Origin of the sequence: Halotia branconii CENA392 (assembly GCF_029953635.1) — a bacterium.
GTDB classification, from domain to species: domain Bacteria; phylum Cyanobacteriota; class Cyanobacteriia; order Cyanobacteriales; family Nostocaceae; genus Halotia; species Halotia branconii.
The window spans coordinates 3597764-3623345 of record NZ_CP124543.1 but is presented as its reverse complement, the minus strand read 5'-3'; the positions used below and the strand labels follow the sequence as shown (position 1 = coordinate 3623345).

Here is a 25582-nt window from a genome sequence, read left to right as displayed (position 1 = left end):
AGGCTGATTAATCGATTCCCATTTTGGATGACCGAGTGGTTACACGGCTGCTAGAATAAGGATAGACAATAAAACAACAATTATGTTGTTTAACTTATCTTCATTTTACGCTAAATTAACAACAACAATGTTGTTAAAGTCAATTTTTCTGAAAAATTTTTGGGGCGTTTGCGAAACGTCTTGTAGAGAAGATGGCGACTACTCACCAGTCCTCAACCAAGCAAGATATCCTAGAATACCTGCTGAAACACTCACAGGCAACAGCTTTTGAGCTAGCGACAGTTTTAGAAGTTAGTCCTCAAGCGATTCGTCGTCATCTCAAAGATTTAGAAGCACAGGAGCTAGTTTTGTATTCGTCAACAGTACAAAGCACTCACGATGCTGACTCCGAACAAAGTGAGGTTCGGGGAATGGGGCGGCCGCAGCATGTTTATCAACTTAGTCGTCAAGGACGCGATCGCATCTATCGAAAGAATGATTTTCAAAGCGATCGCTATGGCGATTTTGCTGTTTCTCTGTTGGATACTTTAGCCGAAACCGTGGGATATGAGCAAGTTAGTTCAATTTTACAAAAGCAGTGGGAGCGCAAAGCCCAAGAATACCGCGAACATTTAGGCAGTGGTTCTCTACAAGAACGGGTAGTGAAATTAGTGGAACTAAGAAAAGCTGAAGGTTTTATGGCAGAGTATCACCCTGTAGACTCGAATAGTTCCTCAGCAGGAGATAAGTTTATCTTCATGGAACATAATTGTGCAATTTCTAATGTTGCCGAGTCATTCCCCAGCATTTGCGGTCACGAACTAGAAATGTTTGCTGCCGTTTTACCAGATTGTACAGTTGAGCGTACCCATTGGCTGATCAATGGTGAACATCGTTGTGGTTATTTAGTAGAAGCTCGAAAACAAAAGTCTCATGGATAAATTTCATGTCTAGTTTAAATCATAAATAACAAATTAGTAGTAAAAGACTTTACCAATTAGTTATTATCAATTGTCCATCAGAAGTTATTTAAACTAAGTTGAGTATTTATGGATGTACAGCCACAGCAGCCTTCAACACAATTTTTAACCTTAGAAGAATCAGCAAAAGTAGACGCTGCTTTACTATCTTCTCCAGAAAAATTCTTAACAAGATTGACTATTTCATCACTTAAACTTTTAAAATATATCGCCCAAGAGTATGATGTTGCTGTTGAAGATTTAACAGCACAACACGTAATTGCCTGGTTTGAGAAAGATAGCAAAATTAGACGAGAACAGGGAATTGAAGCGTCATACCTAAAATGGTGATTAGAGAAATAACTTAAGATACGTAATTAATTATTTTTTTGTGTCTGCACTACTTAGATGGAACGCCAAAAAACACACTGTCTTTGATGTTCTGAAAGTTTTGTAGCAATAATTGCTAAATCCTCATTAGTCAAAGAAGGTTGGTAATAAAAAGGGTGTTTTGGGGATCTACAACTGTAGTCAAAAAATATTGTGAATCTATCTGAAGCAGTAGGTACAGTTCCTCGATGGAAAATGTTAGCTGTGTCAGCAATGATCACTGTACCAGAAATGCCTGTGCAAGATTTCCAAGTTAGTGGTGATATCACTTGCTGCATAGTTTGGTTTTGAATGTATTCATAGTTATATCTTAGAGAGCTAGCTACTGCTGAGGTAAAAGAGTAAGGAATATATTGAAATGGACCGCCATCATCATATACATCATTTAAATAAATAATAATTTTGAATACTTTTCTATCTTCCTTGTCTAAATGCCACAGCCTGGATTTTTTTTGAACTCCATTGGCGAGATCTCTACGAAAATAAGAACCATGATAAGCTACTGGCAGACCTATATAGTTTTCGGCAATATTGAGTAAACGTTGTTGAAGTCCCCAGAGAAAAATTTCTGAATATTCCATAATTTGCTTCGGAGTAGCATGAATTGTGAAATCATGTTTACTACCAGAAACGCTTTCAGGAATTTCTGAGATCAAGCTTGACGCTGCTTTTAACATTTGTGGAGTAGAGGGAATTGAGAGTGCTGCCAATGAAGTGACAACAATTTTTTCACTTTTAAGAGCCTCAACTAAACTTAAATCAGTGATTGGAAGACTAGGCAAATTATTTAGATGTTTTTCTATTAATGCTTGATAAGTAAGATCAGAAAAATGACTTACCAATGGAGTTCGGTAAATATTTTGTATAATTCGATGATTAATTTTTAGTATGGTTTGTTTCATTGTTTATCTATTTTTTTAGTTTCAGCCCAGTCAAATTTGATTTCAAAATTATTCTCCTTTAAAAATAGTAAAAAGTAAAAAACTATTGGTTTTTTCTATACAATTAGTACCATTTGTAAGTTTTAATTTCCCAAATTATCTAGTGTTAATACTTCTACCTTTAGATAGATAAGAAACACACTTAATCGGTATGAAAGTAGCAAATACTTCATAAGTTGCTATATAAAGTCTGAAAACCTTGCTACGAAATAGTTATAAAAATAAAATTGTATATTAGTAATAAAAAATCCCCTAAATCAAGATAATTTTAGGGGGTAAATAGTTAACAGTATTGGCTTACTCTTTATCTATGTTCCATATCTTCTACATTCTAGATTTTTTGGTGTTTATCTTTCACAAAAAGCTGAGTTAGTATACCCTCCATAAAAGCTCGAAAATTTAGGTAGATCTTAGAGTTAAATTTCCAAGGTAAAATATTTAACAGCACATCTTGTATCTGTTGCAGAGGAACTAATCTATGACGATTTGCCCATTTGTAGCCAATAGTCATAAATTTAGCATCTTCAGCTAAACCCCACTTTTGTTGGAAGTGATTCAAAGATGCTTTATTCCAAGCATCACTCCAACGTAAGCAAAAATATGGTAAATCGTATAATTTTAATGGCACTGGAAGTACATAAATTACAGTACTAGCCGGCTCTAAATAAATAGTCTCACCGAGGGTACGGACTGTTAAACAAAAATCACTCTCTTCTGCAAGACTCATCAATTTTTCATCAAAGTCACCTAACTGCTTCAAAATAGTAGTACGTACCAAAACACAATGAAATTCTATCAATTGCGTTGCTTCTCTTAGGAGTTGAGATTTCACTGCCGATAACTGGTTCTTGGCAAAGTACCTATGTTCACGTAAATCGAGTTTTCCTTCTTGCTCTTGAAATTCACAAAAGCCACCTGCCATGTGGATATTTTGAGTTTCAAGATTTGTTGATACTCCATCTAAGTAGAGTGGCCCTACAACCGATGCGTTTGTTTCATCCGCACACTCCACAAGCTTGTTTAACCAACCAGATGTAACTTGAACATCATTATCAATGAAAACAACGTATTTAGTATCAATATATGGTAATGCTAGGTTACGTGCTTGATTAGGAGATAAATAGTTTTCTGTACGGATTAAGTGAAAAGCTTTTGCGAATGACTGTGCTTCTAGATAGCGCTTAATTGGCTGTGGAGAATTGCCATCTATGTAAATTAATTTAAAAGGGATATCACTATGTGCGTAAATACCTTCTAATGAAAATTGTGTATAACTAAAGCGCTCTCGTGGTACAACAACAATTGTAACTAGAGGTTCCAACATATAATTTAAGTATTTTTGGCATAACTTGATTCTGTTCTCCGAGTATATGCTTATAGAAGAAAATGAATATAAATTTAGTATGTATTTTCACCCAATTTTGTTTAAAAATAGTATGTTTTTTTCTATACAAAAACTTCAAAAATTAGCTTTAATTGTGAAGTTATATATGGTAAACTAATTATTAAGAATGTTATTTATTATGAATAGAAAGCAAGTTTTGATGGTTAAAAGTATTGCTATATTGGGATTAGTAGCATTATCTGTAACTAGTTGTAATCAAACTAGCGATCGCAATACTCAAATTAAATCTAATAACAACTGTGATAATGTCCTAACTTTCCTATTGGCGCGATAGTTTCAATCCACCGGGTCTATAACCTTTGGTAATAGTCACGTATCCCATAAAATTAGGATTGAATTGATATTTCAAACCGAAACGGAGAATCAATTCATCCTTGCTGATTTCATCTTTAAATTCTGGACGTTGAGGAGTTAGTGAATTGGTATTAGCAGTTATCAAAGATCATGTTTTAGCAACGGTAGAATTAATAGCATACTATCAACGCCAATGTTAAATTGCAAAAAGCACCTTATATAAGGTGCTTTTTAATGAAATTTAGTTTAGCAACAAATTACTATTTAAAGTTATTGGTTGTAAGTATTAACTCTGGGACTACGAGCACCAACAACAGATCCTATTAAAGAAGCCACTAAACCTAGTAAAGAACCAAACACAAACCACCACAAACCTCTTGAGGTTGCAGCAGCGATATCACGAGCTTGTTCAGCAGTTATAGTAGGCACATTTTGTGGTAAAACAGTACCTGGTTGTTGTTGTACTTGGTTGATAACTCCTGCTGCATTGGAAGCAGCAACACCAAAAGCACCAGACACACCACTTGCTAATAGCCAAGAACTGAGTGCTAAAGTAGTAGCCCAAAATATTGCGCCGTTAAGTAACGCTGTGCTGCGATTCATTGGCCCACAAGCGCGGGTTGTCACCCAGCCGCCAACAAATAAGGAAATTAACAAAGCAATAGTTGACCAGATTCCTACATTACCCGCAATATCTGGTGAAATCGTTCTAGGCGCTCCTGAACCTGCAATACTACCTGCCCCAATTGCTCCAAATAAGGAACTCAAAATTAATTGAGTGGCTAAGCCAACCAATACACCAGATATTATGGGACCCCAGCGGACACGATCATGGTATTCTGCTACTCTACCCGCTACTACAGGCTCATTAATAACATCATCACCTACGCGATTTACGTATGACATAACTTTAGTTTTCTCCTCTGTATTGCTGTTTCAGCAAAGATTTTTAACAGATATATTTTAGTGATTCTATATTTAGAATTAAATTATTTATTACAGATTTTAGTATCTATCAATGGAAGGATATAAACACTCTATCGTGAGTAATAACCAAGACTTAAATTTACAACTTTTAATTTATTAATTTTTTAGCTTGATTTCTCTGAATAATAATTTTAAATATGTCTATAAATTTTATCAAAACTTTTTATTTTGAATTATTAAGTGAAGCATTGGTAATGGGTAAGAATTTTGTCATAATTACCCATTAGCCATTATCAAAAAAATCTCAATAAATTTATGCAGATAAACTCGAAAGACTAACGCATTCTCACAGCCGTACCTGTAGCGGTAATTAGCATCAGAACTCCTGACTGATCAACATTGATTGTGCCAGTATCAATTTCAATGCCAATTACAGCGTCAGCGCCTAAACGCTGTGCTCGTTGTTCTAATTCTGCTAAGGCTTTTTGTTGACCCTGTTCAAATAGGCGCTCATAGCTACTGGTACGTCCACCAATGACATCTCGGATACCAGCTAAAAAATCCCGTAGAAAATTGCTACCGTAGACGACTTCCGCCGTCACAATACCTAAATATGACTCAATAACTGCACCTTGAATCACATCAGTTGTGGTTAAAATCATCGATTAGCCTCATAATATAGTACATCAGCAAACGTTGACGACTCGAAGATGCTGATTTTTCTCATCTTCAACAATAGTAACTATGAATAAATTTATATGCTGGTGCGCTAATATCCTAATAGTTGATCTTACAGGTGTTTTCTGGCGATCGCACAGTTAACCAATAACAAAAAATAGAGTTTTAGATTATCCGTTAGAGAATTTTTACTTATCGATCCAATAATTTGTTAGCCTGTTTTATCGATAGTGGCTTGCAAGTTCAGCTAACCCAAGATTGCGAGTGACAATTGGAGTATATCCGAGTTCTTCTTGGGCTTTACAATCTGTAAATGTTACTTCTCGTCCAATTAGCCTAACCTTTGACAGCCAAACGCAACAGAATTACTTAGAAATCAGCAACGATTTCATGAAAAAAATACTAAAGGCGATCGCCTGCTTTTAAAATACTCTAAAAACTCGTTTTTCTGCTCTCTGTTAACAATATAATATCTGCTAAAAATGTATTTGAGAAATTAATATAATATTTTACTGTAATTGTCAAAATATTTTTTTTTTATTTAAGTAGAGTTTACCGAACTTTAATTAAGTTATTTACCGTACATAGTTTTGATTAATATTCTGGTTCGGTAATCATCATTAACTAAGTAATAAAAACCGAATTTACACTACTTTTAGTTCAGAATAAGATAAAAACAAATCAAAGAGTTACGACCGCAAACAAATACTACTTATACATTCGAGGTTGAGATATGACACTAGTACGTTGGAATCCCTGGCAAGACATGAACACTTTACAACGCCAAATTAATCGCCTGTTTGACGAAGAAATGCTACCATCTACGTTAGTTGAAAAAGGTTTATCCAGAGTTCCTGCTGCTGAATTAAAAGAAACTGAAGAAGCAATTCATCTCAAGCTAGAACTTCCAGGAATTGAAGCCAAAGACCTGGATGTGCAAGTCACAGATAAAGCAGTTTCCATCAGTGGTGAACGTAAATCGGAAACCAAAACCGAAGACAAAGGTATTACCAAGAGCGAATTTCACTATGGTAAATTCCAACGAGTAATTCCTTTATCAACTCGGATTCAAAATACCAATGTCACCGCAGACTATAAAGATGGTATCTTGACTTTGACACTACCGAAAGCTGAAGAAGAAAAGAACAAAGTCGTTAAAGTTAACCTAGCATAATCTAGTTAATATCGCTTGAGCAAAGTAAGCTAATTGCTAGTGAATTAGGTGGGTTGTAGTCATTTATTTAAAGCCCGTTCGTCATTGTACGAATGGGCTTTTTATTTGGGATCACAAGTCAAAAATTCTGCGATCGCTTCCGTAAATCCGGCAAATGAACTATAATCCTTTGACAAGATAGAGACATTTATGCCTAACTTTCGAGTGTTAGCAGCTGTATAAGGGCCAAAACAAGCCACAATACAACTTTCATAATCTTTGTGCGAGTTGATCATTCTCAAAAAACTTTCTACTTCCGCCGTACTGCTAAAGGCAATTATGTCTATCATTCCTTGGCGAATTAGGTTTAATTCAACTGTATAAAGATGCTTGTTGATACATTGTGTAATATAAGTAGGTATATGAGTAACTTTCATACCTAATTTTTGTAAATCTGCAATTAAATTAGGTATGACATTAGGCTCAGGTATACCAATAAATTCTGGAGCCGGAACTAGTACTGTTTGCTGATTAATTTGAGGAATTTTTCCTAATTCTAAAATAATTCCTGTTGGTCCAGATTCTTGGGGAATTAAATCAACTCTACCGCAGAAAGTGAATAAAAGTTCTGCATCTTTACCTAAAGCACATAACTGACAGTTTTGTAAAGCAGATACGGAAATATCTAGATTATTCATGCGCTCAAAAAATCCAATAATTCCATTTCTACTTGTAAAAACAATCCAGTTAAATTTATCTATGCAATTTAAAATATTATCTAGCTTTGTGTAATTTGAAAGATAACAGGTTTCAATGGTAGGCATGAAAACCGGAATACCACCTTTTTTAATAATTTGTTCTGAAAACCTGAAAGCATAATTTTTTGGTGCTGTAACTAAAATTCTCTTGCCATACAGAGGTAATTTACTAGATGGAGTCAGTAGGTTAGTTTCTCTAGAAATGGTGTGCATTCTTCAGGTACAATCTTCTGGTTATTTAATTCAGTGTAGTCAGTTATCAAGTTGATGATTAATTTTCAACTAAATTGGCAAATCATTTATTATTTCACTGTCATCAAGTAAGTTGTGGGAAACTCTTAATATCAAGCTTGTTTGAGTATGTATTAATTACAAATTATTATCAGACTTATGTTTAAGTATCATTACATAGTTACAATATTGTCAAATTTGAATCAAAGGACTGAATGTGTTACCAAGTATCCAAGCCGCAATTTTTGATATGGATGGTTTACTTTTCGATACGGAAAGCATTGCTCGCTGGGCGTGGAAAAAGGCTATAAAAAATCATGGTTATGTGATGAGCGACGAGTTATATAACGAATTAATTGGTCGAGATCTGTCATCGCGGGAAAAAATTTTTAAACAAAAATATGGAGAAAACTTTCCTTTTGATTCTGTAAAAGCGCAACGCGTCACAATTGGCGATGAACGAGAAATGCGAGAAGGTCTGCCAGTTAAACCAGGTGTATTAGATTTGCTCAATCAACTAAGTAACTTGGGGCTGATCATGGCATTAGCAACTGGAACATCTCGAATTAGAACAATTCGACGTTTGACAGATGCTGGAATTTACCAATACTTTACAACAATTGTCACTAGTGAAGATGTTGCTAAGGGTAAACCTGCTCCAGATATTTTTTTAGAAACTAGTCGTCAAATTAATGTTGCTCCTTTACAGTGCATGGTTTTTGAAGATTCATTTGTAGGTGTTCAAGCAGCATTTCAGGCTGGGATGTGGACAATTATGGTTCCTGACATAAAACAACCGTCGCCTGAAGTAGCATCTTTAGCTTACCGAGTATTCAACTCCTTAGAGCAAGTAGGCGAATTATTAGAAGAGTTATTTGAGAAGAGTACAAGTTAAATCACTTATCAGGCGTTGGTAAGAGACTCATATCCTAACTTTTCAATAACTGTTTACTGTTGAGAGTCTTATCCCATTTCACAAAATTATTGATACATATTACTTTTCTTACTCCCCCTGCCTCCGGTCACTGAGTTTCGACTGCGCGGCAATCGAGCGAAGTCGAGATTCAACTACCGCGTAGCCGAAGTGCTGCTACCTCTGCTTCCCCTGCTTGCCCAAATGTATCAACGTTAAAGTAAAACGGTATTAGTGCGCTACAACAGAAAAAACTCTCTGGTAAACCTGTGAAAAAACGAGTTACCCTTACCTTTCCTAAACGCGCTATTCAAATGCCAGTCACTTATGTTTTGGCAAAAGAGTTTAACGTAGCTGCTAATATTATCCGCGCTCAAGTTGCCCCCAATCAAATTGGCAACCTCGTGGTAGAACTATCGGGGGATATTGATCAGTTAGATGCAGCTATTGAGTGGATGCGATCGCGGCATATTAATGTCTCCTATACTTTAGGTGAAATTGCTGTAGATGAAGATGTCTGTGTCCACTGTGGCTTATGTACTGGGGTTTGCCCTACTGAAGCCCTGAGTCTTCATCCAGAGACATACAAACTCACATTCACGCGATCGCGTTGCATTGTCTGTGAACAATGTATCCCTACCTGTCCTGTACAGGCAATCTCCACCAATATTTAACCGAGGCTAAATACATCTGCCATAACACCACTATTATCCAACAGCCTATTTTCTGCTGGATCATCGTAAACGACTAATACAGAAGACACACCAGTAACATCCTGAAATAAGGTAATTCCTTCTGGGCGATCGTTTCCATTTCCATAAGGAAGATCAAGCAGCAATTGAGGATTATTCAAAACATTTTCTCGCATATTTACACCATTTCTCAAGCGATAAACTTGCACCTTACCATCTAAAACCATTGTTGGCCCAGCCAAAATTAACAAGTCATCGCCATCCAAACATAAATCTCTAATTCCTGATCCATTTAACCAAACAAAATGTTTTTTATATCTTTGTTTATCATCGCCAATTTTTTGTAATTTCATTAAACCTGGGCTAGAATTTTCTAACTCTATTTCTAACATCATTGCCCAACCCCGCAATACAGGGCCGCGCAAACCTAAAAAAACTCGATTTTGATAAACGGCTATGCCCTCTATATCGAAACCATTATCTTTACCTGGAACCCCAGCATTAATAAATAAGCCTAAATGTGGGTCATCTGCTAAATATTTGGTTAGTAAATTTCCTTGTTTCTTTAGCTCTAATTTTGCGGCACTTAATTCTATATCCGGATTTTGAGGATGCGGACAAGATGCCAATAATTCACCATATACTAGGGGGATTCTTCCTAAAATATAGCGGTTAGATTCAGATTCGGTTTTTGTAAGTCTGTCTATATTTTCTGGATCATTATTATCTGGTTTAGTTTTTTTGCGTTTCCAGCTATGGGAGCCAACAAACCAAAGGTAATAATCGTCATAAGCGATTCCTTCAATATCAATTTCATTATCCTCTGATTCTGGTAAACTGATAAATTCTGCGACTCTAAATTGTTTGTGTTTTGCAAAGTTTTGTGAATCAACAAAAGAGAGACGTTCAATAGAAGAAGTTTCATCTGAACCAAACCATAAATGATTATCAGGAGTCAGCCGCAAAGCTGAAAGGTCTTTCCTGTATTCTTGAAAACTATCGTTAAATATTAAAGAAACTTGATGGAGCAAGTGTGAATTAAGCATTTTACTTAGTCTTTTGTGTTCAAAAATACTAAATTATCATTTTAGTATGATTTAATACTGAGCGATAGGAAATTTGCTCAAAGCTGATGCTAAATGCATTTCAGTAAACCAATTATGTTTTAGATTTTGTCTTTTTTCCAAAAATATCCTGTATCAATGGTAATAATAATACTTACTTCTCAAGTATTTTTTTTAAAAAAATATCAAAAGATAGATGGGAAATTTTCGCTAATGCTATTATGAAATAACCTAATTAAGTAGGTCATTGCTATCAAAGATGAAATTAGTGACAGAACCAACAATCAAAACTCTAGGAGATTATGCTTACCAAGCGCTGCAAAAACACTTTAAGAAAACCTTGAAGTGGGAAAAATCAGTTAAGAAAGATGAAGATCCAGAAGCACTGCATCAAATGCGAGTGGGAATGCGCCGTTTACGTACGGCTGTAAGTCGGTTTGACTTGGCACTGAATTTGCCCAAGCCAGTCAGTGATAAAAATATTGGTAAAATCGCTCGTCGTCTTGGTAATCTCCGAGATTTAGACGTATTAAAAGAAACTTTGACAACTCGCTACCAACCGTATTTATCATCTAAAGAACAAGAATCTCTGCAAACAGCTTTTAATGCTTTAGCTAAACAACGTGAAGATACACTTTCTAAGGTGCAAGCAACATTAAAAGATGAGCCTTACAAGTCTTTAAAAGATGAATTAGCAGAATGGTTGGAAAAACCTGATTATCAATCCTTGGCATCTTTACCAATTCAGCAGGTTTTACCAGATTTGTTATTACCTGAAGTGAGTAGTTTCTTACTGCATCCAGGTTGGCTAGTTGGTACTCAAGTGATAGATTCACAAGTAAAAATCCGAACAAACTGGAAAGCAGAAAAAATAGAACAACAATTGACAGCAAAAGGCTCAACTATTCATAGTTTGCGGAAACAAGCCAAACGAGTACGTTATCAAATGGAGTTATTCACTGAACTCTATGGAGAGTCTTACGCGGCTTATATTGCCGAAGTGAATAGTATGCAAGATATTTTAGGTGCTATGCAAGATGGTGTAGTTTTAGATGAGTGGCTTGTAGATGTATTTAAGTCAGAAATTCACACTCATTTACCCGGTCTTGCTACTTTATTAACAGAACATCGTTATAAATTATGGCAACAGTGGCAACCTTTACAAGAACGGTATTTAAAACCTGAAACTAAGCATAGCTTTCATTTAACAATACTGCATCCTCTTGAACCAGCAAGCGATGGGGAACAAGAAACAGGAAATAGAGAACAGTAAGAAAAACTGCCAGAATATTTGTTTAACTTTGTCAATAATTTGTTGCTTTTTACTAAATAGAAGCAAAAATAAAAAGGGGCTTTTTGCCCCTTTATTTTGAGAGTATTTCTGAGTCAGATCAAGATTTGATTAACATTGGTTCTGGCTTAGATAGCACAGAAACTTGCATTGGGTCGTAGCCTAGTTGTTCACTAATCCGTTTCCTAGCTAAAGCGCGGTATTCCCAGAAATGTTCTCCAGCAGCGCATAAACCTAAATACATATTGAGAACTTGAGGTTTTTTCCGCAGAATAGTCCATAATTGTTGCCAAAACTGCAAGCGAATTTCCGTCCGCCGTAAGCCTTGATGCCAAATTACCTGAGCAACAAGCTGTAACCCTTTACCCAAGGGAAATTGCATAGTCTGTTTTCGTCTTTCCAAAGAGCCAATACTAAGGCATTGCTGAAAGCAGCGTCTAAGATAATTTGTGGGTTCATATAAGATCCAAAAGCCTTCTACATACTCTTTAGCAATTTCAGCTACCGGACGGGTGGGAATGAAATTCATTAAAGTATTTTGGTCTCCCGTAGGATGGCTAATGTCATCAAATAAACGCTGCTCTTTTTGGAGCCGAGTCCACAGAGCAGTGTTAGGAGGAGCCTGGAGGATACCCAGCATGGGTTGAGGAATACTAGTTTGTTCCACAAAAGCTTGAATCCTCTCTCCTGCTCCTGCACGTTCTCCATCAAAACCGAGGATAAAGCCAGCATAGATGAGCATCCCTGCGTTATTGATTTTGCGGCAGGCTTCGATTAGTGGATTGCGAGTATTTTGTAGTTTTTGTGTTACTTGTAGGCTATCTTGATCGGGGGTTTCAATGCCGAGAAAGACAGCATAAAAGCCTGCTTCATTCATTAATTGCAACAATTCATCATCTTCTGCCAAATTTACAGAAGCTTCGGTGATGAAGGTAAATGGGTAGTCGTGTTGCTTCATCCAAGGAATCAATTCTCTTAGGAAGCGTTTGACATTACGTTGATTGCCAATAAAGTTGTCATCAACAATAAAAAGTGAGCCTCGCCAGCCTAAATCGTAGAGGGTTTGTAACTCACCTAAGGCTTGGCTTGGTTCTTTAGTGCGTGGTTTGCGACCATAGAGGGAGATGATGTCACAAAATTCGCAGTTGAAAGGACAACCGCGAGAAAACTGGATAGCCATCATCAAATAGGCATCCCGTTGTAGCAAGTCAAAACGCGGCATTGGACTTTGGGTAACATCAGGTTTTTCCAAAGAGCGAAAGATTCCTTGCTCTTGGCCTTGATTGAGCGCTTCTAAAAACTGGGGAATCGTTAACTCCCCTTCGTCCAAAATCAGATAATGCGCTCCAGAGTCAAGGGCTTCTTGGGGGACAGAGGTGGGATAGGGGCCACCAACTGCGACCTTTTTGCCTAAACGTACTGCTTTTTTAATTAGGGCGTGGAAGTCTGGCTTTTGTACTAGCATTGCAGAAAGAATTACAAGGTCACACCACTCCCAATCTGCATCTGTTTCTAAATTGACATTGCGATCGCAAAATCTAATTTCCCAGTCTTGAGGCAGAAGAGCTGCTACTGTTATGATACCTAGTGGAGGCAAAACGGCTTTGAGTCCAGCGATTTCCATAAAGCGATCGTAAGACCAAAAAGACTGGGGGAACCGAGGGTAAATCAATAATGCTTTCATAAAATCCTGTGTGCAATGTTGGTTTACTTTGGTATGAGCAAATGCATCAAATAACTAAACTTGAATTTGCTTATCAGTCCGTGTATCTCAGTCTCTGCAATGGGTTCCTAAATTTATATTTTGCTACACTTGCTCCATATCAAAAAGCTAGCCCGATCAGAACAAAGGCAAACTTCTGAGATAGATTTATTGTTAGCTGAAATAGTCAGATGTGTAAATATACCTTAGTAAATATATTTAGACATTTATGGAGCAGCAACTAAATAATCGCTGCTCCACAATACAGTATTATCTTTCTCAGGCTTTGCTTCAGCAGGAATTAAAATTGTGTCAATCATAATAGATATAGAAGTTCTCAATTACATGAGGTACACAGCCACTAACCCCTAGCCCCTAGCTCCTAGATGTCATGTTTCGATTCATCTCCCTGATAGATCAAGGTACATAGCCACTAACCCCTAGCCCCTAGCTCCTAGTCCCTGAACTCAACGAGATGTACGTACCTCACTAAAACGATAAGCGTTATAACACCACTATCAGCAACAACATCTGGTGTTTTAACTTAACATTCATCGGTATAAATGTACTAATGTAGCCTCTGATCTTGATTGAGCAGTAAATACAGGCTTATTTAATCTGGAATAGAACAATAACAGAGCTTTGCAGCTTAGTAAATCCATAATTTTAAACTAATTTTACAGCCTCCGACTTTAAGGCAAACATAAAGTACAGATTAGGATCAGGCTGTAACAAACTTAATTATAATCGGCTGTTTTCTGTTACTCTGACAAAGAGAAGTTAAACTCAAATTCTGAAAAACCTTCTAACTAGAGTCCTGCTAAGTATAGCTCGGCTCTAATCATTGTAATGGATGGCTTTGCCTGTCCAGCTTTTCAAAAACCAAACAAGATTTCTCTGTTTGTTGAACTAATACAATTAAAATTGTAGAAACTATGAATACAACTTCAACTTTGATTCCAGAATTTGAAAAACTGTTGAGAGAAAAACTACAACTAAATAATTGTCGACTCAAAAAGAGGAAGCAAGAAAATAATTATGAAATTATTACACCAGCCAAAGACGTTTTTTTAATGTCTTGGTGCGAATTTCCCGAAATTAATTTGATATATCAACCTGTAGGAGTACGCAGAGAACAAACTGTAGTTTATGAGCGAGCTATTCGCTCTCATATTAAATTTTGTGTGAGTAGTATTCAGAATAACTCTTAATGCTTGGATACTATTAATTTATCGAAAATGTTACGCTCTCGTGAACAAAGCAAAACTCCGTCGTAGCTGTTGTGAACTTGCTACGGCGGAGAGTTTAAAAATTGAAAGACCGAGGTAGAGAAGGTAAAATCCTTGGGCTTCAAAGATACCAAAAAAGCCAAAATAAAGAAAGAAATTCTTTTTAACTTTTACCTCGCCTCCCCCTCGGTATTTCCTACTGTGCTAGATATGCTTAATATATAAGTTTTTATTTCTAGGAACAGTATTATAAAGATCAGTTTTCAGGTATCATAGTAAACTGCCAAAAAAGACTCAATTAATTTCACATTTTTAGGTAATTTTAAGTTCGTAATGCAACTGTAAACAAGCTCAGTGAATGGAAAAAATCCTCCAAAGCAGCAGCTAAAGAATTTATGGGTGGGGATTGGTTGTCAAAGAGGCAGTTCGCAGGAGTTGATAGCAGCGGCAATTGAGCAGGTGTTTCAAGAAAATCAACTTGACCAAAGTGCGATCGCAGGTTTTGCTACCATTGAAACTAAAGCTTCAGAAGTCGGGTTAATAGAACTTTGTCGTCTAGGCAATTTACCCTTAAAAACCTTTGCAGCGTCAATTCTTTCTACTGTTTGTGTACCCAACCCTAATAAAATCACTAACGAAAAAGTAGGTACACCAAGCGTAGCAGAGGCTGCTGCTATTCTTGCAGCCTCTAGCTTCCCTCCTGATGTTATAGGAAAGCAGAAGTTAAAAGTAAAATTATTGGTTCCTAAACAAATTTTCCGCTTGCGGGAGCAACTAGGAACAATAACACTAGCTGTTGCAATCCGGTTCGGATAAGTAGGGGAGCAGGGGAGGCAGAGAAAGCAGGGGAGGCAGGGGAGGCAGAGGAAGCAGGGGAAGCAGGGGAAGACAAAAAGACAGTTCTTTCCCCAATGCCCCATGCCCCATGCTTTCAATCAATCACTCTGGCAAAATAGTTAATCACACTAGAAACAATTGCTAGTACGATTGATCCCAACAAAGCAGGTAGAAATCCTCGAATCTCAAAACCATAACCAGGAGTAAGGGCGCTTGCTAACCAAAGAGTTAAAGCATTAATGACCAATGTAAATAAACCCAACGTGAGTAAGGTAATGGGAAAGGTCAAAATAGCTAAAATTGGGCGAATAAATGCATTTACTAGCCCGATGACAATAGCAGCAACTAAAGCAGCGATAAAATTTTTGACATAAAATCCCGGAACAATACTAGCGGTAATGAGCAAAGCCACCGCCGTTGCCAGCCAAGTTAGTAGAAAGTTTTTCATGAGCTATTTTAGAGACATTCTCGCAACTTTTAACTTACTAGTTAATTAACGCCCTTGGGGCGATCGCCGCAATAAAACTTCCCAAGTCGCACCTCCAACTACGCCATCAGGCTCTAGTCCATAGCGTTTTTGTGCAGCTTTTACTGCTGCTTCGGTTGTGGGGCCAAAGTCTCCATCTACACTACCATTTAAAAACCCCAGCTTTTGCAATCGCTGTTGCAACTTGGTCACTTCTGCATTATTCATCCCTACACGTAAAATTGGCCATCCTTCTGAAGTGTATTGAACGCCAGCGATTTGACTAGTACGCGTATTTGTTGACGGTCGTGGAGGCGTTTTTTTTGTACTTTGAGTTGTAGGGGGTTTTTTATTAGCAGGTTTTGCCGCAGGTTTGGTTGGTACTTGAGTTGTAGGGGGTTTTTTATTGGCAGGTTTTGGCTCAGGTTTAGTTGTAGCTGTTGGAGTTGGCACAGGAAACTTGGGTGTCAAGTTAGATGCAGAGTTAGTTGGGGAATTAGATGAAGAAACGGTTGTCGTTGTTGGCTGATAAGGAAACAGTTTTTGCCAAGTAGCAGCATCAACAACACCATCTGGATTCAAGCCGACTGCCTGCTTAAATCGAGAAACAGCTTTGGCCGTATCCTCGTCATAATTACTATCTACTTCACCTGAATAAAATCCCAAAAGCTTGAGAGCTGCTTGCAGTTCTGATACACGTTCTCCTTGACTACCAACTTTGAGGGTAGGACGATTGATGCTATCTACGACATTGACTTGGGCAACTTTTTGTGTTGCAGCAATTGATACTACAGCCCAGGAGGCAATTAGCACAGATATAGAAGCAAACAAAAGTAACCAAGAAAGCCGACTTGCCTTTAAAAGGCGAGTTGTTTTCGGTAACTCTAAGTAATTCAAGATACTTGCTGTCAGGCTGCCTTTCATGGAATTTGTTCCCAGAATCTTCTGATGCTAATAGTACACCCCGGATGATGGCGATCGCACGTAAATTACTTACGCCAGCGCCCTATTAATTGCTTCTTCTTGACCAACTAAAGACAAATAAGGTTCCTGTAAATATCGAGCAGCGGCTGCCTTTGCATCTTGGGCATTCACCGATGTAATCAACTCTTGAAACTCACTATCAAAATTAATTCCTAAACCCAAAGTTTCATACCAACCGTAGATTTGAGCAATTTGGCCGTTCGTTTGTTTACCCAAGGCATACTGCCCCAGGATTTTGTTTTTAGCAGCTTGCAGTGCGTCTTCTGATACTTCTGTAGTACAGATTAGCTCTACTTCTTTGCGTAATCCGTTCAAACCGATACTGGTATTTTCTGGTGCTGTACCCATGTACACGACAAATGACCCCTGATACAGCCGTGTGGGGTAAAATGCGGAGACTTCGTAAGCTAAACCCCGCTTTTCTCGTAATTCTACAAACAAGCGGCTAGAAAGCCCATTGCCGAGATAAGTAGATAACAACTTTAGTGGAGCATAATCAACAGACATGACTGATGAACCCAAATAACCCAGCATGACGATTGATTGCTGCGTTTGTATAGGTTTTAATTGGTGCTGCGGTGACACTTGAATCTCAGGTAAAGTAATTGTTGGCAGCGCTTGGGTGGGAGCTTGCCAATCACCAAACACTTGTTCTACTAGTGCTACTGCGTCAGCTAGTGTTACACGTCCAGCAATACTAATTACTACATTATCTGGACGAAAATAAGTTTGGTGATATTCTACTAAATCGCTACGGGTTAAGCGGTTCACTGTGGCTTCATTACCTAACACGGACATAGCGTAGGGATGATTTTGGTACATTGCCTGCCGCATTTGTTCAAAGGCAATAGTAAACGGCTGCTCTTGTTGGGAGCGAATATTTTGTAGTGTCAAACGTCGTTCTAGTTCAACTTGAGCTTCAGGAAATGTCGGCGATCGCAAAATCCGTCCTGCTAATGCTAAAATCTCTGCAAAGTCAGATGTTACCGTCTTCAACGACAGCAAAAAATAATCAGTAGCGGCATCTGCACTCAAACTTGCCCCTGTAGATTCAACTTGTTCAGCAATTTCTAAGCTCGAAAGTCCATCACATCCCTTTGTCATGACTGCTGACAGCAAATGGGCTAAACCCGCCTGTCCTGGTTGTTCATGACAACTACCAGCACGGATAAAAACTCGCGCTGCAATAATATCCGCAGCCGGATTTTCTGCTACCAGTAATACAATGCCATTATTCAAGACAGTGCGATGGATAGGGAAGTGAGATAGGGAAGGATTCACGATTTAAATTATGAGTTGTTAGTTGTTAAAAGTCAGTTGTCAGTTGTCAGAAGGCATGTTCACCTTGACTGGAAAAAATTTTGTGCCTTTGTGCCTTAGTGGTGAAAAATTTTTAACCACAGAGACGAGGGCAGCCGTGTGGGCGGGTTTCCCGACTTGAACGGACTGCCCGCACCAAGACACAAAGAGGAAAATAATTTTCATTCGTTCTAGTGTATGCAGTTCATGACGGCTGCTTATAGCAACTGACCACTGACTAACAGGGTTTAAGTATAGTAACCGCGTAATTCTGCGGTGAAAGATACTGTTTAGCTAATTGTTGCAGTTCTTGAGCATTTAATGATTGAATTTGATGAGGATATGCCACAGCTAATTCAGCTTGGGCAATGGTATTGTAGTAACCATAAAGACCAGTCAGCTGATTTGGCGTTTCTGTAGAAAAAGCGTACTCATTACAAAGTAATCTGCGTGTACGCACAAGTTCCTGTTCATTAATTCCTTGATTTTGCAAATTATCTAAATGAGTCAGAATTAAGTACTCAACTTGCTCTAAGTTTTCTGGCTCTAACCAAGCAGTAATAGTAAATAAACTTGATTCTCTCTGTAAAGAAAAATTACTATAAATTCCGTGTACCAATTGCAATTCTTCTCGCAAATCGCGCACTAAACGCGAAGTCCGCCCTTCTGCCAATAATACTGACAATATATCTAAACCATAAGCAGTTCGCAGCTGTTCTACTCCTGGGACAACCCATGCCATCATTAGCCGTGCTTGCTCTAAGCGAGGTAAACACAGTTCTTGACGACAAATCCCAGTGATAACTGGCTCTACCACCTTTGGAGATGGTGGACAATTAGAGCGTTCGGCAAAATCAACAAATGAGCAATTTACCAACTCCCAAGCTTGCTGTTGGGCAATTCCCCCCGCAATCACTACTGTCATATTTTCCGGTTGATAATGAGTGCGATGAAAACAGCGCATAGCTTCTGGTGACTGCTGCATCAGTTCTTTTTCAGTACCCAACACAGAACGCCCATAAGGATGGTGTTGATAAATGCTTTTATTAAGGGCTTGAAATCCTATCCAATCGGGATCATCATTACAAGAACGGATTTCCTCAAGTACCACATCTCGTTCGCGGATAAATTCATCATCTGGAATTGCCGCATTTAGCAATAATTCTCCTAAATGGGGTAGCGTATCTGCTAAATAAGGAGCAGCTGTAGTTAAAGAGTAATGAGCATAATCGTAGCTTGTGGCTGCATTACTTACACCACCCCCGTTTTCAATTTTGTAATCGAACACGCCAGGGGCTAGTTTTGCTGTACCTTTAAAAATCATGTGTTCTAAAAAGTGAGCCATGCCAAACCAAGGTTCAGGCTCAAGGGTTACTCCAGCACGCACCCAAACATCAGCCACAACTACAGGAGTAGTGGGAATTTGTTGATGAATAAATGTTAAACCACTGTCTAGTCGGAGAACCGAGGCTGGAAACACGGTATTAGTAATTTGTTTTTGTGACAATTTTTTGTAGCTTTAACCACAATTTAATGTAATTTTTGTTATCTTAACTCCGAACGATCGCTAATTTAGAATCAACCTATACAGATTTTGTTTTTTTTTGGGCATTGGGCATTGGGCATGGGGCATGGGGCATGGAGCTATAGATATTATTTTCTCCTCTGCTCCGGTCACTGAGCGTAGTCGAAGTGCTGCTCCCCTGCTTCACATACGTCCAAAAAATAAGCTCCCAAGTTCTTGCTAAATCTGGGAGCTTGATAATTTTGAGTTCACCGCAACGCCGTTTTACCTAAGTTTATGACCTGGTTAAACCAGGTGGGAACCGATGTTCTACGTTTAAAGTTTCCGGGTACATGCCCGGTCTACTGCCACGAGAAATATTTAGCTCCCTTTTCTTTAAAGACATAGATCAAAAAACTTGATGGCAGTCACCAACGTCGCAGTGCAACTAACTCATTATAGCTTTCTAAAACAGGTTGTGTGTTCAAGATCAGAAATTAAGCACGAATTTAGCTGGGATACCAGATAGATTCTATATTATGAGCGATGGCACTTGCGGTATCTTGGTTTTGATCATCTAGCAAAACAGTAACGTGTGCCAACTTACGCCCAGGACGGGATGTTGTTTTTCCATACCAGTGAACAAAAGCGCGGGGAATCGCTGCTAGTTGTTGGCGTTGGCTGTGGTAGTCACTATGAGAGTTTTCATATCCCAAGAGGTTAACCATCACAGCACTAGCACATTGTAAAGCGGGACTACCCAAAGGCAAACCACAAACGGCTCTTAAGTGTTGTTCAAACTGAGATGTTTCACAAGCATCCAGGGAAAAATGCCCAGAATTATGGGTACGAGGAGCAATTTCATTAACTAACACCTTACCGTCATGAGTCAGAAATAACTCAATGCCGAAAACTCCTACTGCTTGCAAGCTATTGAGTAAAGTATGGGCGATCGCCTCTATTTCTGCTGCTTGATTGGGTGTAATATCTGCTGGGGCAATCACTCGTCTACACACTTGTTGTTCTTGCTGGGTTTCTACCACTGGGTAAGTCACAATCTCACCTGCTACAGAACGAGCCGCAATTATTGCTAGTTCTCTGGTAAAGGGTACAAATTCCTCGATTAAAAACAAAGTTAAGTTGCTGGAATTTAGCTTTTGCTGCAAAGTAGCTAAATTCTGGATGATAAAAGTACCTTGTCCGTCATAGCCATGACGGCGGGATTTGAGAACTAGGGGAAAATTTAAATGTTCTACCTTAAATGCAATATCTTCCTGTGGTTCCAAGGCAAAAAATTGGGGAACAGGTAGTTTTAAATCACGTAAATAGCAACGTTGATGATATTTATCTAAAAGAGGAGCCAAAGCCCCCAAACTAGGACGAAAGCATACACCTTGCCCAGCTAGAACAGATAAAGCAGCTAAATTCACAAATTCATTTTCAAAGGTGATGACATCGCTTTTGGTTGCTAAAACCTCAGTAGCAATGACATCATCAACTGCGGCAAAAACCTTGTCGTGAGCAATGGATACAGCAGGGTCATCTTTACTAGGAGTCTGCACTACCAATTTTACCCCTAACTTTTTTGCGGCATCCCCCATCATCCAGGCAAGTTGCCCACCACCAATTACACCAACGCGCTTCATCGACATCCCAAAGAATAACGAGTTTCTACGCCAGTTTTAGAATTTACTCCACTGGCTTTGTTGCACAGTTCTTTAATTTGTGCGCCATCTAAAATTGCATCAGTGAAATCTGCACCTTCTATATTCACATCAGGAAAAATGGCACGAAGTAAAAGAGCTTCTTTTAAAACGGCATCACTTAAATCAGCCCCAGTTAAGTTTACCTGATCAACCATCGCATTAGTTAAATCTGCTCCATGCAGATTTGCTTGCGTCATTACCGAAGCACTTAAGACTGCTCCCCGCAAGTCTGCATCTTGAAAGTTAATCATTTCCATATTGGCGTTAGAAAACTCCGCAGCTTGCAAAGTTTGACCAGAAAAATCACGCCTTGATAACTCTGCATTGCTAAATGAGAAAGGGTGAGTCCAATCTACCGCTTGCGCTGGGGAAGCCAAGAAAAATACTATTATCCCCAAAATTAATGCTATTCCTTGCTTCCAAAACATAATCTAAGTAGCCAATTTGATGTTCCATCACTGCATTTAAGCTTACCGCATCTCAAACAGACCGGAGATTAGGGACTTCCAACTCAAAAAATATCCCACCGTTGAGGTAGGCAGGGGAGCAGCACTTCGGCTACGCGGCAGTTGAGCGTAGTCGAAACTTAGTGACCGGGGGCAGGGGGAGTAAGAAAAATAGAGTCTGAATAAATTTGGATAATTTATTTTTTCGAGTTCCCCTAGAAAAATTAGTTAGACGTTATGCAATGTACACTTTTAATGTTCTGTAATATTCAGTTGGCGATCGCACTAAAATATCCTAGGATTTATTACTAGAGATAGAGTGACTAATTCGCAACTAAATATAATTAGCATAAGATTTAACTTTTAGAAATTAAATAAATCAAAGAAAGTATTAGCTAACTAGAAAATTTACAATTATTGACATCAAAAGTGGATTTGTTAATCAAGCGATCGCTGAGTATTTACATTTCTTGACATTAAAGCTTTTCAAGTAAAGTTTATTGTCTTTTGAGGTCAACAGCCACTATTGACTGTTAGTCTTTTAATTAAGGTGAGTAATGAGCATTGCTTCGAGCAAGAATATGTTCAGCAAGCTTTACCAGAGGAGAATTAACTGTAACTGCATAGTAATTATTTAACTATTCTTCAAATCCCCCTCAAGATTTATTTTCACCCACTACACAAATTCAACAAGTCGAATTACCCACACCGATATGACACATTACTCTGTTGACTGGATCGAAGCATGGTGTCAAGAAAATGGCTGGACAGAATTATTTGTCGAACGGCGTAACAGCTATTGGGCTTTTCCTCCTGGAGGAGTCATGCCTGAACCAATTCCTAGTCATGTTCTAAGAGTGATTAAAGCTGAAAAAGGATTAACCTTAGAAGAAAGATTGTGGTCGATGTCAGCAGTGATTGGCACAGTCGCAGCAGTTGTTTCTACCTTTGTATTCAGATGTCCAATGCCATTGGTTTTTGCTTTTGCTTTTAACGCTGTTACAGTCGCTCAATTTGAACTTGAGGATGTATAGTTCCTTAGTTGGTTTGGGTTTGAATATAAAAAAACTGCTCTTGCACTAACTACCAGCAAGGGCAGTTTTAGTTTTGTTTTAAATAACTGAAAAGTCTAAAAATTACTAAATTTGTCAGTTGTTAGTTGTCAGCTGTCAGTTAGTTTTTGATCTAGTTTAACGTGAGTTCGATGAACCTCTCCCTCCCAGCCTCCCTCTTTGAAACGGAAAGGGAGGAGTAACGGAAAATTGAGCTTTTGGCTCCCCTCTTTGACACCTAACGTGTACACACAAGTCTTTTAGAGTTGCTGTATAACGTAAGGTGGGTTAATTTTTGCAGGCCAGTACAATCACATTGTTAGTCGAGACATTGGCATTGTCAGTCGATACAATCACATTGTTAGTCGAGACATTGGCATTGTCAGTCGATACAATCGCATTGTCAGTCGAGACATTGGCATTGTCAGTCGATACAATCGCATTGTTAGTCGAGACATTGGTATTGTTAGTCGAGACATTGGCATTGTTATATCATGTTCGCTTGATTAGTTATGATTCCGGGCATCTATGCAAAAATATTAAAAATCTCTTTCCCCCTGCTCCCTGCTCCCTGCCCCCCTGCGGTCTTAATGATAAGCCTTTTACCGAACATGATATTAGTCGAGACATTGGCATTGTCAGTCAATGGGGCAGTTTTAGATGACTTGTGTGTACACCGTAGCTCTCCGACACGGAGAGGGGTTGGGGAAGAGGTCAAATAAGGCTTGTCGAACTCCCGTTAGTTTAATATCCCCAAAGTGCAAGTAGCATAGTCTTAAAAAATGTGATTGCCACTGACCACCGACAAAAACTCTATCTTGTAAATGGCATGGAGTTTCTTTAATTTTACCTAACTACTTATTAAGTTGATATTAACTGTATCTTGGTGAAGAATTAACATCTCCTTGGTAGGGTCGAAGCAGCAAAGTATTGTTTGACACATCATAATTGGCAGAAAAATTTGATGGTTGAAGCTTAATTGAGCAAAAGTATTGATTAAAAAGTGAACCTGTAATTGTTTTGCCTTTGTGGTGTCAGATATTGCTCTGCTTCAATTCACCTAAGGAATCAGGGAAGATGGGAAGTTACGAAAATTTCCAGCTGTTGCTGCACAGCCGAATCAAACGACGCAACTTAATCATTGGGGCAGGAGCATTTACTGGTTTAATGATTGCTAGCCAGTTTCCCCATCAAAGAGCGATAGCTAGAGGTAGATTTTCCAAATATCCTTTTACACTTGGTGTAGCATCAGGTGAACCATATCCAAGTAGTGTAGTTCTCTGGACTCGTTTAGCTCCCGAACCTTTAAATGGAGGGGGAATGCCACCCCTAAATGTGCCAATTCGCTGGGAAGTATCAACCGATGCGAAGATGAGACGCATTGTAGCTAAAGGTACTGAGTTTGCTACCCCAGAAATGGCTCACTCAGTTCGGATTGTTGTTGATGGACTGCAAGCGGATACTTGGTATTGGTATCGGTTTAATGTGGGTAATTACGCTAGTCCAACTGGTCGGACTCGTACCGCCCCTTTACCAGAGAGCTATTTGAATAGATTTAACTTTGCCCTGGCTTCTTGTCAGAACTATCAGCAGGGCTATTATACTGCTTACAAATACATGGCTCAAGAAGACCTCAATTTAGTTGTGCATGTTGGGGACTATATTTACGAGGGGGGAATTGGAGCAAATGCCGTTAGACAGCACAATAGTCCAGAAATTTTGACGCTGGAAGATTACCGCAATCGTTACGCCCTCTACAAAGCCGATCCTGATCTGCAAGCAGCCCACGCAGCATTTCCTTGGATTGTTACCTGGGATGATCATGAAGTAGAAAACAACTACGCTAATGACATCTCAGAAGTTGATAACGAACCAGATCAAAACCGAGCGATTTTTCTCCAGCGACGAGCATTGGCTTATCAAGCTTACTACGAACACATGCCACTGCGTCCTTTCTCACGACCGCGTGGTTCTGATATGCAACTGTACCGTCGCCTGTCTTTTGGTAATTTGGCAACCTTTAATGTTTTAGATACCCGTCAATATCGCACTGATCAGCCCTGCGGAGATGGAACCAAAGAACGTTGTCCAGAGAACTTTGATCCACAGGCAACAATTACTGGTAAACGTCAAGAGGATTGGTTATTTGACGGTTTGAATCGCTCTGAAACTAAATGGAATATTTTAGCTCAACAAGTTCCCATCGCCCAAAGAGATATGACACCGGGCGAAGGTGGAACTTATAGTATGGATAAGTGGGATGGTTATTTAGCTTCCCGCGATCGCTTGACGGATTTCCTAGAAAAGCGTCGTCCCTCTAATCCCATTTCTTTAGCAGGTGATGTGCATTCTCATTGGGCAATGGATTTAAAGACTGACTTTGATAACCCGCGATCGCCTATAGTAGGAAGCGAATTTGTTTGTAGCTCGATTAGCTCTGGTGGAGATGGTTCTGACACAAACCCCACAGTTCAAGCTTACTTACCAGATAATCCCCACATTAAATTTTTCAATGGTCAACGAGGATATGCCCGTTGCGAATTGACTTCTAGAATGTGGAAGACGGATTATTTAGTAATGTCAGAAGTGACAACTCAATTTGGCACAATTAGTAAACGTGCTTCATTTGTGGTTGAAAACGGTCGTTTGGGAGTACAGCAAGGCTAGTTTTAGCAGCATTTT

27 protein-coding genes and 1 other RNA gene are annotated in these 25582 nt (G+C 38.7%); 13 read left to right on the top strand and 15 right to left on the bottom strand.

All coding sequences use genetic code 11. From position 1 onward, the window contains the following. Positions 1-191: 191 nt before the first annotated feature. Positions 192-920 (top strand): iron-sulfur cluster biosynthesis transcriptional regulator SufR, encoded by a 729-nt coding sequence (gene sufR / locus QI031_RS15870; protein ID WP_281480628.1) that lies wholly within the window; start codon positions 192-194, stop codon positions 918-920. A 108-nt stretch (positions 921-1028) separates the two neighbouring features. Continuing rightward, positions 1029-1289 (top strand): hypothetical protein, encoded by a 261-nt coding sequence (locus QI031_RS15865; protein WP_281480627.1) that lies wholly within the window; start codon positions 1029-1031, stop codon positions 1287-1289. A gap of 53 nt (positions 1290-1342) precedes the next feature. On the opposite strand, the gene QI031_RS15860 is transcribed toward QI031_RS15865, so the two are convergent. Both QI031_RS15860 and QI031_RS15855 read right to left on the bottom strand, forming a co-directional pair. Continuing rightward, on the bottom strand, positions 1343-2230 hold the full coding sequence (locus tag QI031_RS15860; protein ID WP_281480626.1) for a phytanoyl-CoA dioxygenase family protein: 888 nt from the start codon (positions 2228-2230) through the stop codon (positions 1343-1345). Between the two features lie 370 nt (positions 2231-2600). After that, the gene (locus tag QI031_RS15855; RefSeq protein WP_281480625.1) at positions 2601-3593 is read right to left on the bottom strand and encodes a glycosyltransferase family 2 protein; all 993 of its coding nucleotides are present in this window, start codon (positions 3591-3593) and stop codon (positions 2601-2603) included. A gap of 199 nt (positions 3594-3792) precedes the next feature. Here QI031_RS15855 and QI031_RS15850 point away from each other — a divergent pair, with 199 nt between their 5' ends. Next, the gene (locus QI031_RS15850) at positions 3793-3948 is read left to right on the top strand and encodes a hypothetical protein (protein WP_281480624.1); all 156 of its coding nucleotides are present in this window, start codon (positions 3793-3795) and stop codon (positions 3946-3948) included. Here QI031_RS15850 and QI031_RS15845 read toward each other — a convergent pair. The 3 genes from QI031_RS15845 to QI031_RS15835 all read right to left on the bottom strand — a co-directional run bounded on the left by QI031_RS15845 (position 3934) and on the right by QI031_RS15835 (position 5557). Next, positions 3934-4113, bottom strand: coding sequence for a hypothetical protein (locus tag QI031_RS15845; RefSeq protein WP_281480623.1), 180 nt, complete (start codon positions 4111-4113; stop codon positions 3934-3936). The genes QI031_RS15850 and QI031_RS15845 overlap by 15 nt on opposite strands. A 125-nt stretch (positions 4114-4238) precedes the next feature. Beyond that, on the bottom strand, positions 4239-4874 hold the full coding sequence (locus QI031_RS15840) for a hypothetical protein (RefSeq protein ID WP_281480622.1): 636 nt from the start codon (positions 4872-4874) through the stop codon (positions 4239-4241). A 356-nt stretch (positions 4875-5230) separates the two neighbouring features. Further along, a complete protein-coding gene (locus QI031_RS15835; protein WP_281480621.1) occupies positions 5231-5557 on the bottom strand; it encodes a YbjQ family protein in 327 nt (108 codons plus the stop codon). A 280-nt stretch (positions 5558-5837) separates the two neighbouring features. Between QI031_RS15835 and QI031_RS15830 the strand changes: the two genes are divergently transcribed. Both QI031_RS15830 and QI031_RS15825 read left to right on the top strand, forming a co-directional pair. Beyond that, on the top strand, positions 5838-5999 hold the full coding sequence (locus tag QI031_RS15830; protein WP_281480620.1) for a hypothetical protein: 162 nt from the start codon (positions 5838-5840) through the stop codon (positions 5997-5999). Between the two features lie 307 nt (positions 6000-6306). Beyond that, on the top strand, positions 6307-6747 hold the full coding sequence (locus QI031_RS15825) for an Hsp20/alpha crystallin family protein (protein ID WP_281480619.1): 441 nt from the start codon (positions 6307-6309) through the stop codon (positions 6745-6747). A gap of 101 nt (positions 6748-6848) precedes the next feature. Here QI031_RS15825 and QI031_RS15820 read toward each other — a convergent pair whose 3' ends face one another. Further along, a complete protein-coding gene (locus QI031_RS15820) occupies positions 6849-7697 on the bottom strand; it encodes a uroporphyrinogen-III synthase (protein WP_281480618.1) in 849 nt (282 codons plus the stop codon). 235 nt (positions 7698-7932) lie between these two features. Here QI031_RS15820 and QI031_RS15815 point away from each other — a divergent pair, with 235 nt between their 5' ends. Both QI031_RS15815 and QI031_RS15810 read left to right on the top strand, forming a co-directional pair. Then, the gene (locus QI031_RS15815) at positions 7933-8610 is read left to right on the top strand and encodes an HAD family hydrolase (protein ID WP_281480617.1); all 678 of its coding nucleotides are present in this window, start codon (positions 7933-7935) and stop codon (positions 8608-8610) included. A gap of 287 nt (positions 8611-8897) precedes the next feature. After that, a complete protein-coding gene (locus tag QI031_RS15810; RefSeq protein WP_281480616.1) occupies positions 8898-9302 on the top strand; it encodes an NIL domain-containing protein in 405 nt (134 codons plus the stop codon). Here QI031_RS15810 and QI031_RS15805 read toward each other — a convergent pair. Then, positions 9299-10366 carry a DUF3616 domain-containing protein gene (locus tag QI031_RS15805; RefSeq protein ID WP_281480615.1) on the bottom strand — a complete coding sequence of 356 codons (1068 nt, stop codon included), beginning with the start codon at positions 10364-10366 and terminating at the stop codon, positions 9299-9301. The two genes, QI031_RS15810 and QI031_RS15805, sit on opposite strands and share 4 nt — an antisense overlap. 277 nt (positions 10367-10643) lie before the next feature. Between QI031_RS15805 and QI031_RS15800 the strand changes: the two genes are divergently transcribed. Further along, complete coding sequence (locus QI031_RS15800; protein ID WP_281480614.1) at positions 10644-11657, top strand: CHAD domain-containing protein; 1014 nt, start codon at positions 10644-10646, stop codon at positions 11655-11657. Between the two features lie 118 nt (positions 11658-11775). Here QI031_RS15800 and QI031_RS15795 read toward each other — a convergent pair whose 3' ends face one another. Continuing rightward, positions 11776-13359 carry a B12-binding domain-containing radical SAM protein gene (locus QI031_RS15795; RefSeq protein WP_281480613.1) on the bottom strand — a complete coding sequence of 528 codons (1584 nt, stop codon included), beginning with the start codon at positions 13357-13359 and terminating at the stop codon, positions 11776-11778. 953 nt (positions 13360-14312) lie between these two features. Between QI031_RS15795 and QI031_RS15790 the strand changes: the two genes are divergently transcribed. Together QI031_RS15790 and QI031_RS15785 are read left to right on the top strand one after the other, a co-directional pair. Continuing rightward, positions 14313-14588 carry a hypothetical protein gene (locus tag QI031_RS15790; protein ID WP_281480612.1) on the top strand — a complete coding sequence of 92 codons (276 nt, stop codon included), beginning with the start codon at positions 14313-14315 and terminating at the stop codon, positions 14586-14588. Between the two features lie 372 nt (positions 14589-14960). Continuing rightward, a complete protein-coding gene (locus QI031_RS15785) occupies positions 14961-15422 on the top strand; it encodes a cobalamin biosynthesis protein (protein ID WP_281480611.1) in 462 nt (153 codons plus the stop codon). 115 nt (positions 15423-15537) lie between these two features. On the opposite strand, the gene QI031_RS15780 is transcribed toward QI031_RS15785, so the two are convergent. The 7 genes from QI031_RS15780 to QI031_RS15750 form a co-directional block, all read right to left on the bottom strand. Beyond that, entirely contained in the window at positions 15538-15891 is a 354-nt protein-coding gene (locus QI031_RS15780; protein WP_281480610.1) for a phage holin family protein, read from the bottom strand. A gap of 45 nt (positions 15892-15936) precedes the next feature. Next, positions 15937-16833, bottom strand: a complete 897-nt coding sequence (locus QI031_RS15775) for a peptidoglycan-binding domain-containing protein (RefSeq protein ID WP_281480609.1) — start codon at positions 16831-16833, stop codon at positions 15937-15939. A gap of 69 nt (positions 16834-16902) precedes the next feature. Beyond that, a complete protein-coding gene (locus tag QI031_RS15770; protein ID WP_281480608.1) occupies positions 16903-18174 on the bottom strand; it encodes a M16 family metallopeptidase in 1272 nt (423 codons plus the stop codon). Positions 18175-18430: 256 nt separating this feature from the next. Beyond that, positions 18431-19672 carry a M16 family metallopeptidase gene (locus QI031_RS15765; RefSeq protein ID WP_281486048.1) on the bottom strand — a complete coding sequence of 414 codons (1242 nt, stop codon included), beginning with the start codon at positions 19670-19672 and terminating at the stop codon, positions 18431-18433. Positions 19673-19961: 289 nt separating this feature from the next. Next, a non-coding RNA gene (gene ssrS / locus QI031_RS15760) (6S RNA) lies at positions 19962-20145 on the bottom strand. A 60-nt stretch (positions 20146-20205) separates the two neighbouring features. Then, positions 20206-21342 carry a 5-(carboxyamino)imidazole ribonucleotide synthase gene (locus tag QI031_RS15755; protein ID WP_281480607.1) on the bottom strand — a complete coding sequence of 379 codons (1137 nt, stop codon included), beginning with the start codon at positions 21340-21342 and terminating at the stop codon, positions 20206-20208. Continuing rightward, positions 21339-21830 carry a pentapeptide repeat-containing protein gene (locus QI031_RS15750; RefSeq protein WP_281480606.1) on the bottom strand — a complete coding sequence of 164 codons (492 nt, stop codon included), beginning with the start codon at positions 21828-21830 and terminating at the stop codon, positions 21339-21341. Before QI031_RS15750 ends, QI031_RS15755 begins: the two co-directional genes overlap by 4 nt. 731 nt (positions 21831-22561) lie before the next feature. Here QI031_RS15750 and QI031_RS15745 point away from each other — a divergent pair. The 3 genes from QI031_RS15745 (at position 22562) to QI031_RS15735 (ending at position 25567) form a co-directional block, all read left to right on the top strand. After that, entirely contained in the window at positions 22562-22882 is a 321-nt protein-coding gene (locus QI031_RS15745) for a slr1957 family protein (protein WP_281480605.1), read from the top strand. A gap of 313 nt (positions 22883-23195) precedes the next feature. Then, a complete protein-coding gene (locus tag QI031_RS15740; protein ID WP_281480604.1) occupies positions 23196-23564 on the top strand; it encodes a hypothetical protein in 369 nt (122 codons plus the stop codon). Positions 23565-23977: 413 nt separating this feature from the next. Beyond that, entirely contained in the window at positions 23978-25567 is a 1590-nt protein-coding gene (locus QI031_RS15735) for an alkaline phosphatase D family protein (RefSeq protein WP_281480603.1), read from the top strand. The last annotated feature ends 15 nt before the right edge of the window (positions 25568-25582 follow it).

Coding starts and splice junctions, on each gene's coding strand:
- sufR (WP_281480628.1), top strand. CDS start 192: ATGGCGACTACTCACCAGTCCTCAACCAAGCAAGATATCCTAGAATAC.
- QI031_RS15865 (WP_281480627.1), top strand. CDS start 1,029: ATGGATGTACAGCCACAGCAGCCTTCAACACAATTTTTAACCTTAGAA.
- QI031_RS15860 (WP_281480626.1), bottom strand. CDS start 2,230: ATGAAACAAACCATACTAAAAATTAATCATCGAATTATACAAAATATT.
- QI031_RS15855 (WP_281480625.1), bottom strand. CDS start 3,593: ATGTTGGAACCTCTAGTTACAATTGTTGTTGTACCACGAGAGCGCTTT.
- QI031_RS15850 (WP_281480624.1), top strand. CDS start 3,793: ATGAATAGAAAGCAAGTTTTGATGGTTAAAAGTATTGCTATATTGGGA.
- QI031_RS15840 (WP_281480622.1), bottom strand. CDS start 4,874: ATGTCATACGTAAATCGCGTAGGTGATGATGTTATTAATGAGCCTGTA.
- QI031_RS15835 (WP_281480621.1), bottom strand. CDS start 5,557: ATGATTTTAACCACAACTGATGTGATTCAAGGTGCAGTTATTGAGTCA.
- QI031_RS15825 (WP_281480619.1), top strand. CDS start 6,307: ATGACACTAGTACGTTGGAATCCCTGGCAAGACATGAACACTTTACAA.
- QI031_RS15820 (WP_281480618.1), bottom strand. CDS start 7,697: ATGCACACCATTTCTAGAGAAACTAACCTACTGACTCCATCTAGTAAA.
- QI031_RS15805 (WP_281480615.1), bottom strand. CDS start 10,366: ATGCTTAATTCACACTTGCTCCATCAAGTTTCTTTAATATTTAACGAT.
- QI031_RS15800 (WP_281480614.1), top strand. CDS start 10,644: ATGAAATTAGTGACAGAACCAACAATCAAAACTCTAGGAGATTATGCT.
- QI031_RS15795 (WP_281480613.1), bottom strand. CDS start 13,359: ATGAAAGCATTATTGATTTACCCTCGGTTCCCCCAGTCTTTTTGGTCT.
- QI031_RS15790 (WP_281480612.1), top strand. CDS start 14,313: ATGAATACAACTTCAACTTTGATTCCAGAATTTGAAAAACTGTTGAGA.
- QI031_RS15780 (WP_281480610.1), bottom strand. CDS start 15,891: ATGAAAAACTTTCTACTAACTTGGCTGGCAACGGCGGTGGCTTTGCTC.
- QI031_RS15775 (WP_281480609.1), bottom strand. CDS start 16,833: ATGAAAGGCAGCCTGACAGCAAGTATCTTGAATTACTTAGAGTTACCG.
- QI031_RS15755 (WP_281480607.1), bottom strand. CDS start 21,342: ATGAAGCGCGTTGGTGTAATTGGTGGTGGGCAACTTGCCTGGATGATG.
- QI031_RS15750 (WP_281480606.1), bottom strand. CDS start 21,830: ATGTTTTGGAAGCAAGGAATAGCATTAATTTTGGGGATAATAGTATTT.
- QI031_RS15745 (WP_281480605.1), top strand. CDS start 22,562: ATGACACATTACTCTGTTGACTGGATCGAAGCATGGTGTCAAGAAAAT.
- QI031_RS15735 (WP_281480603.1), top strand. CDS start 23,978: ATGGGAAGTTACGAAAATTTCCAGCTGTTGCTGCACAGCCGAATCAAA.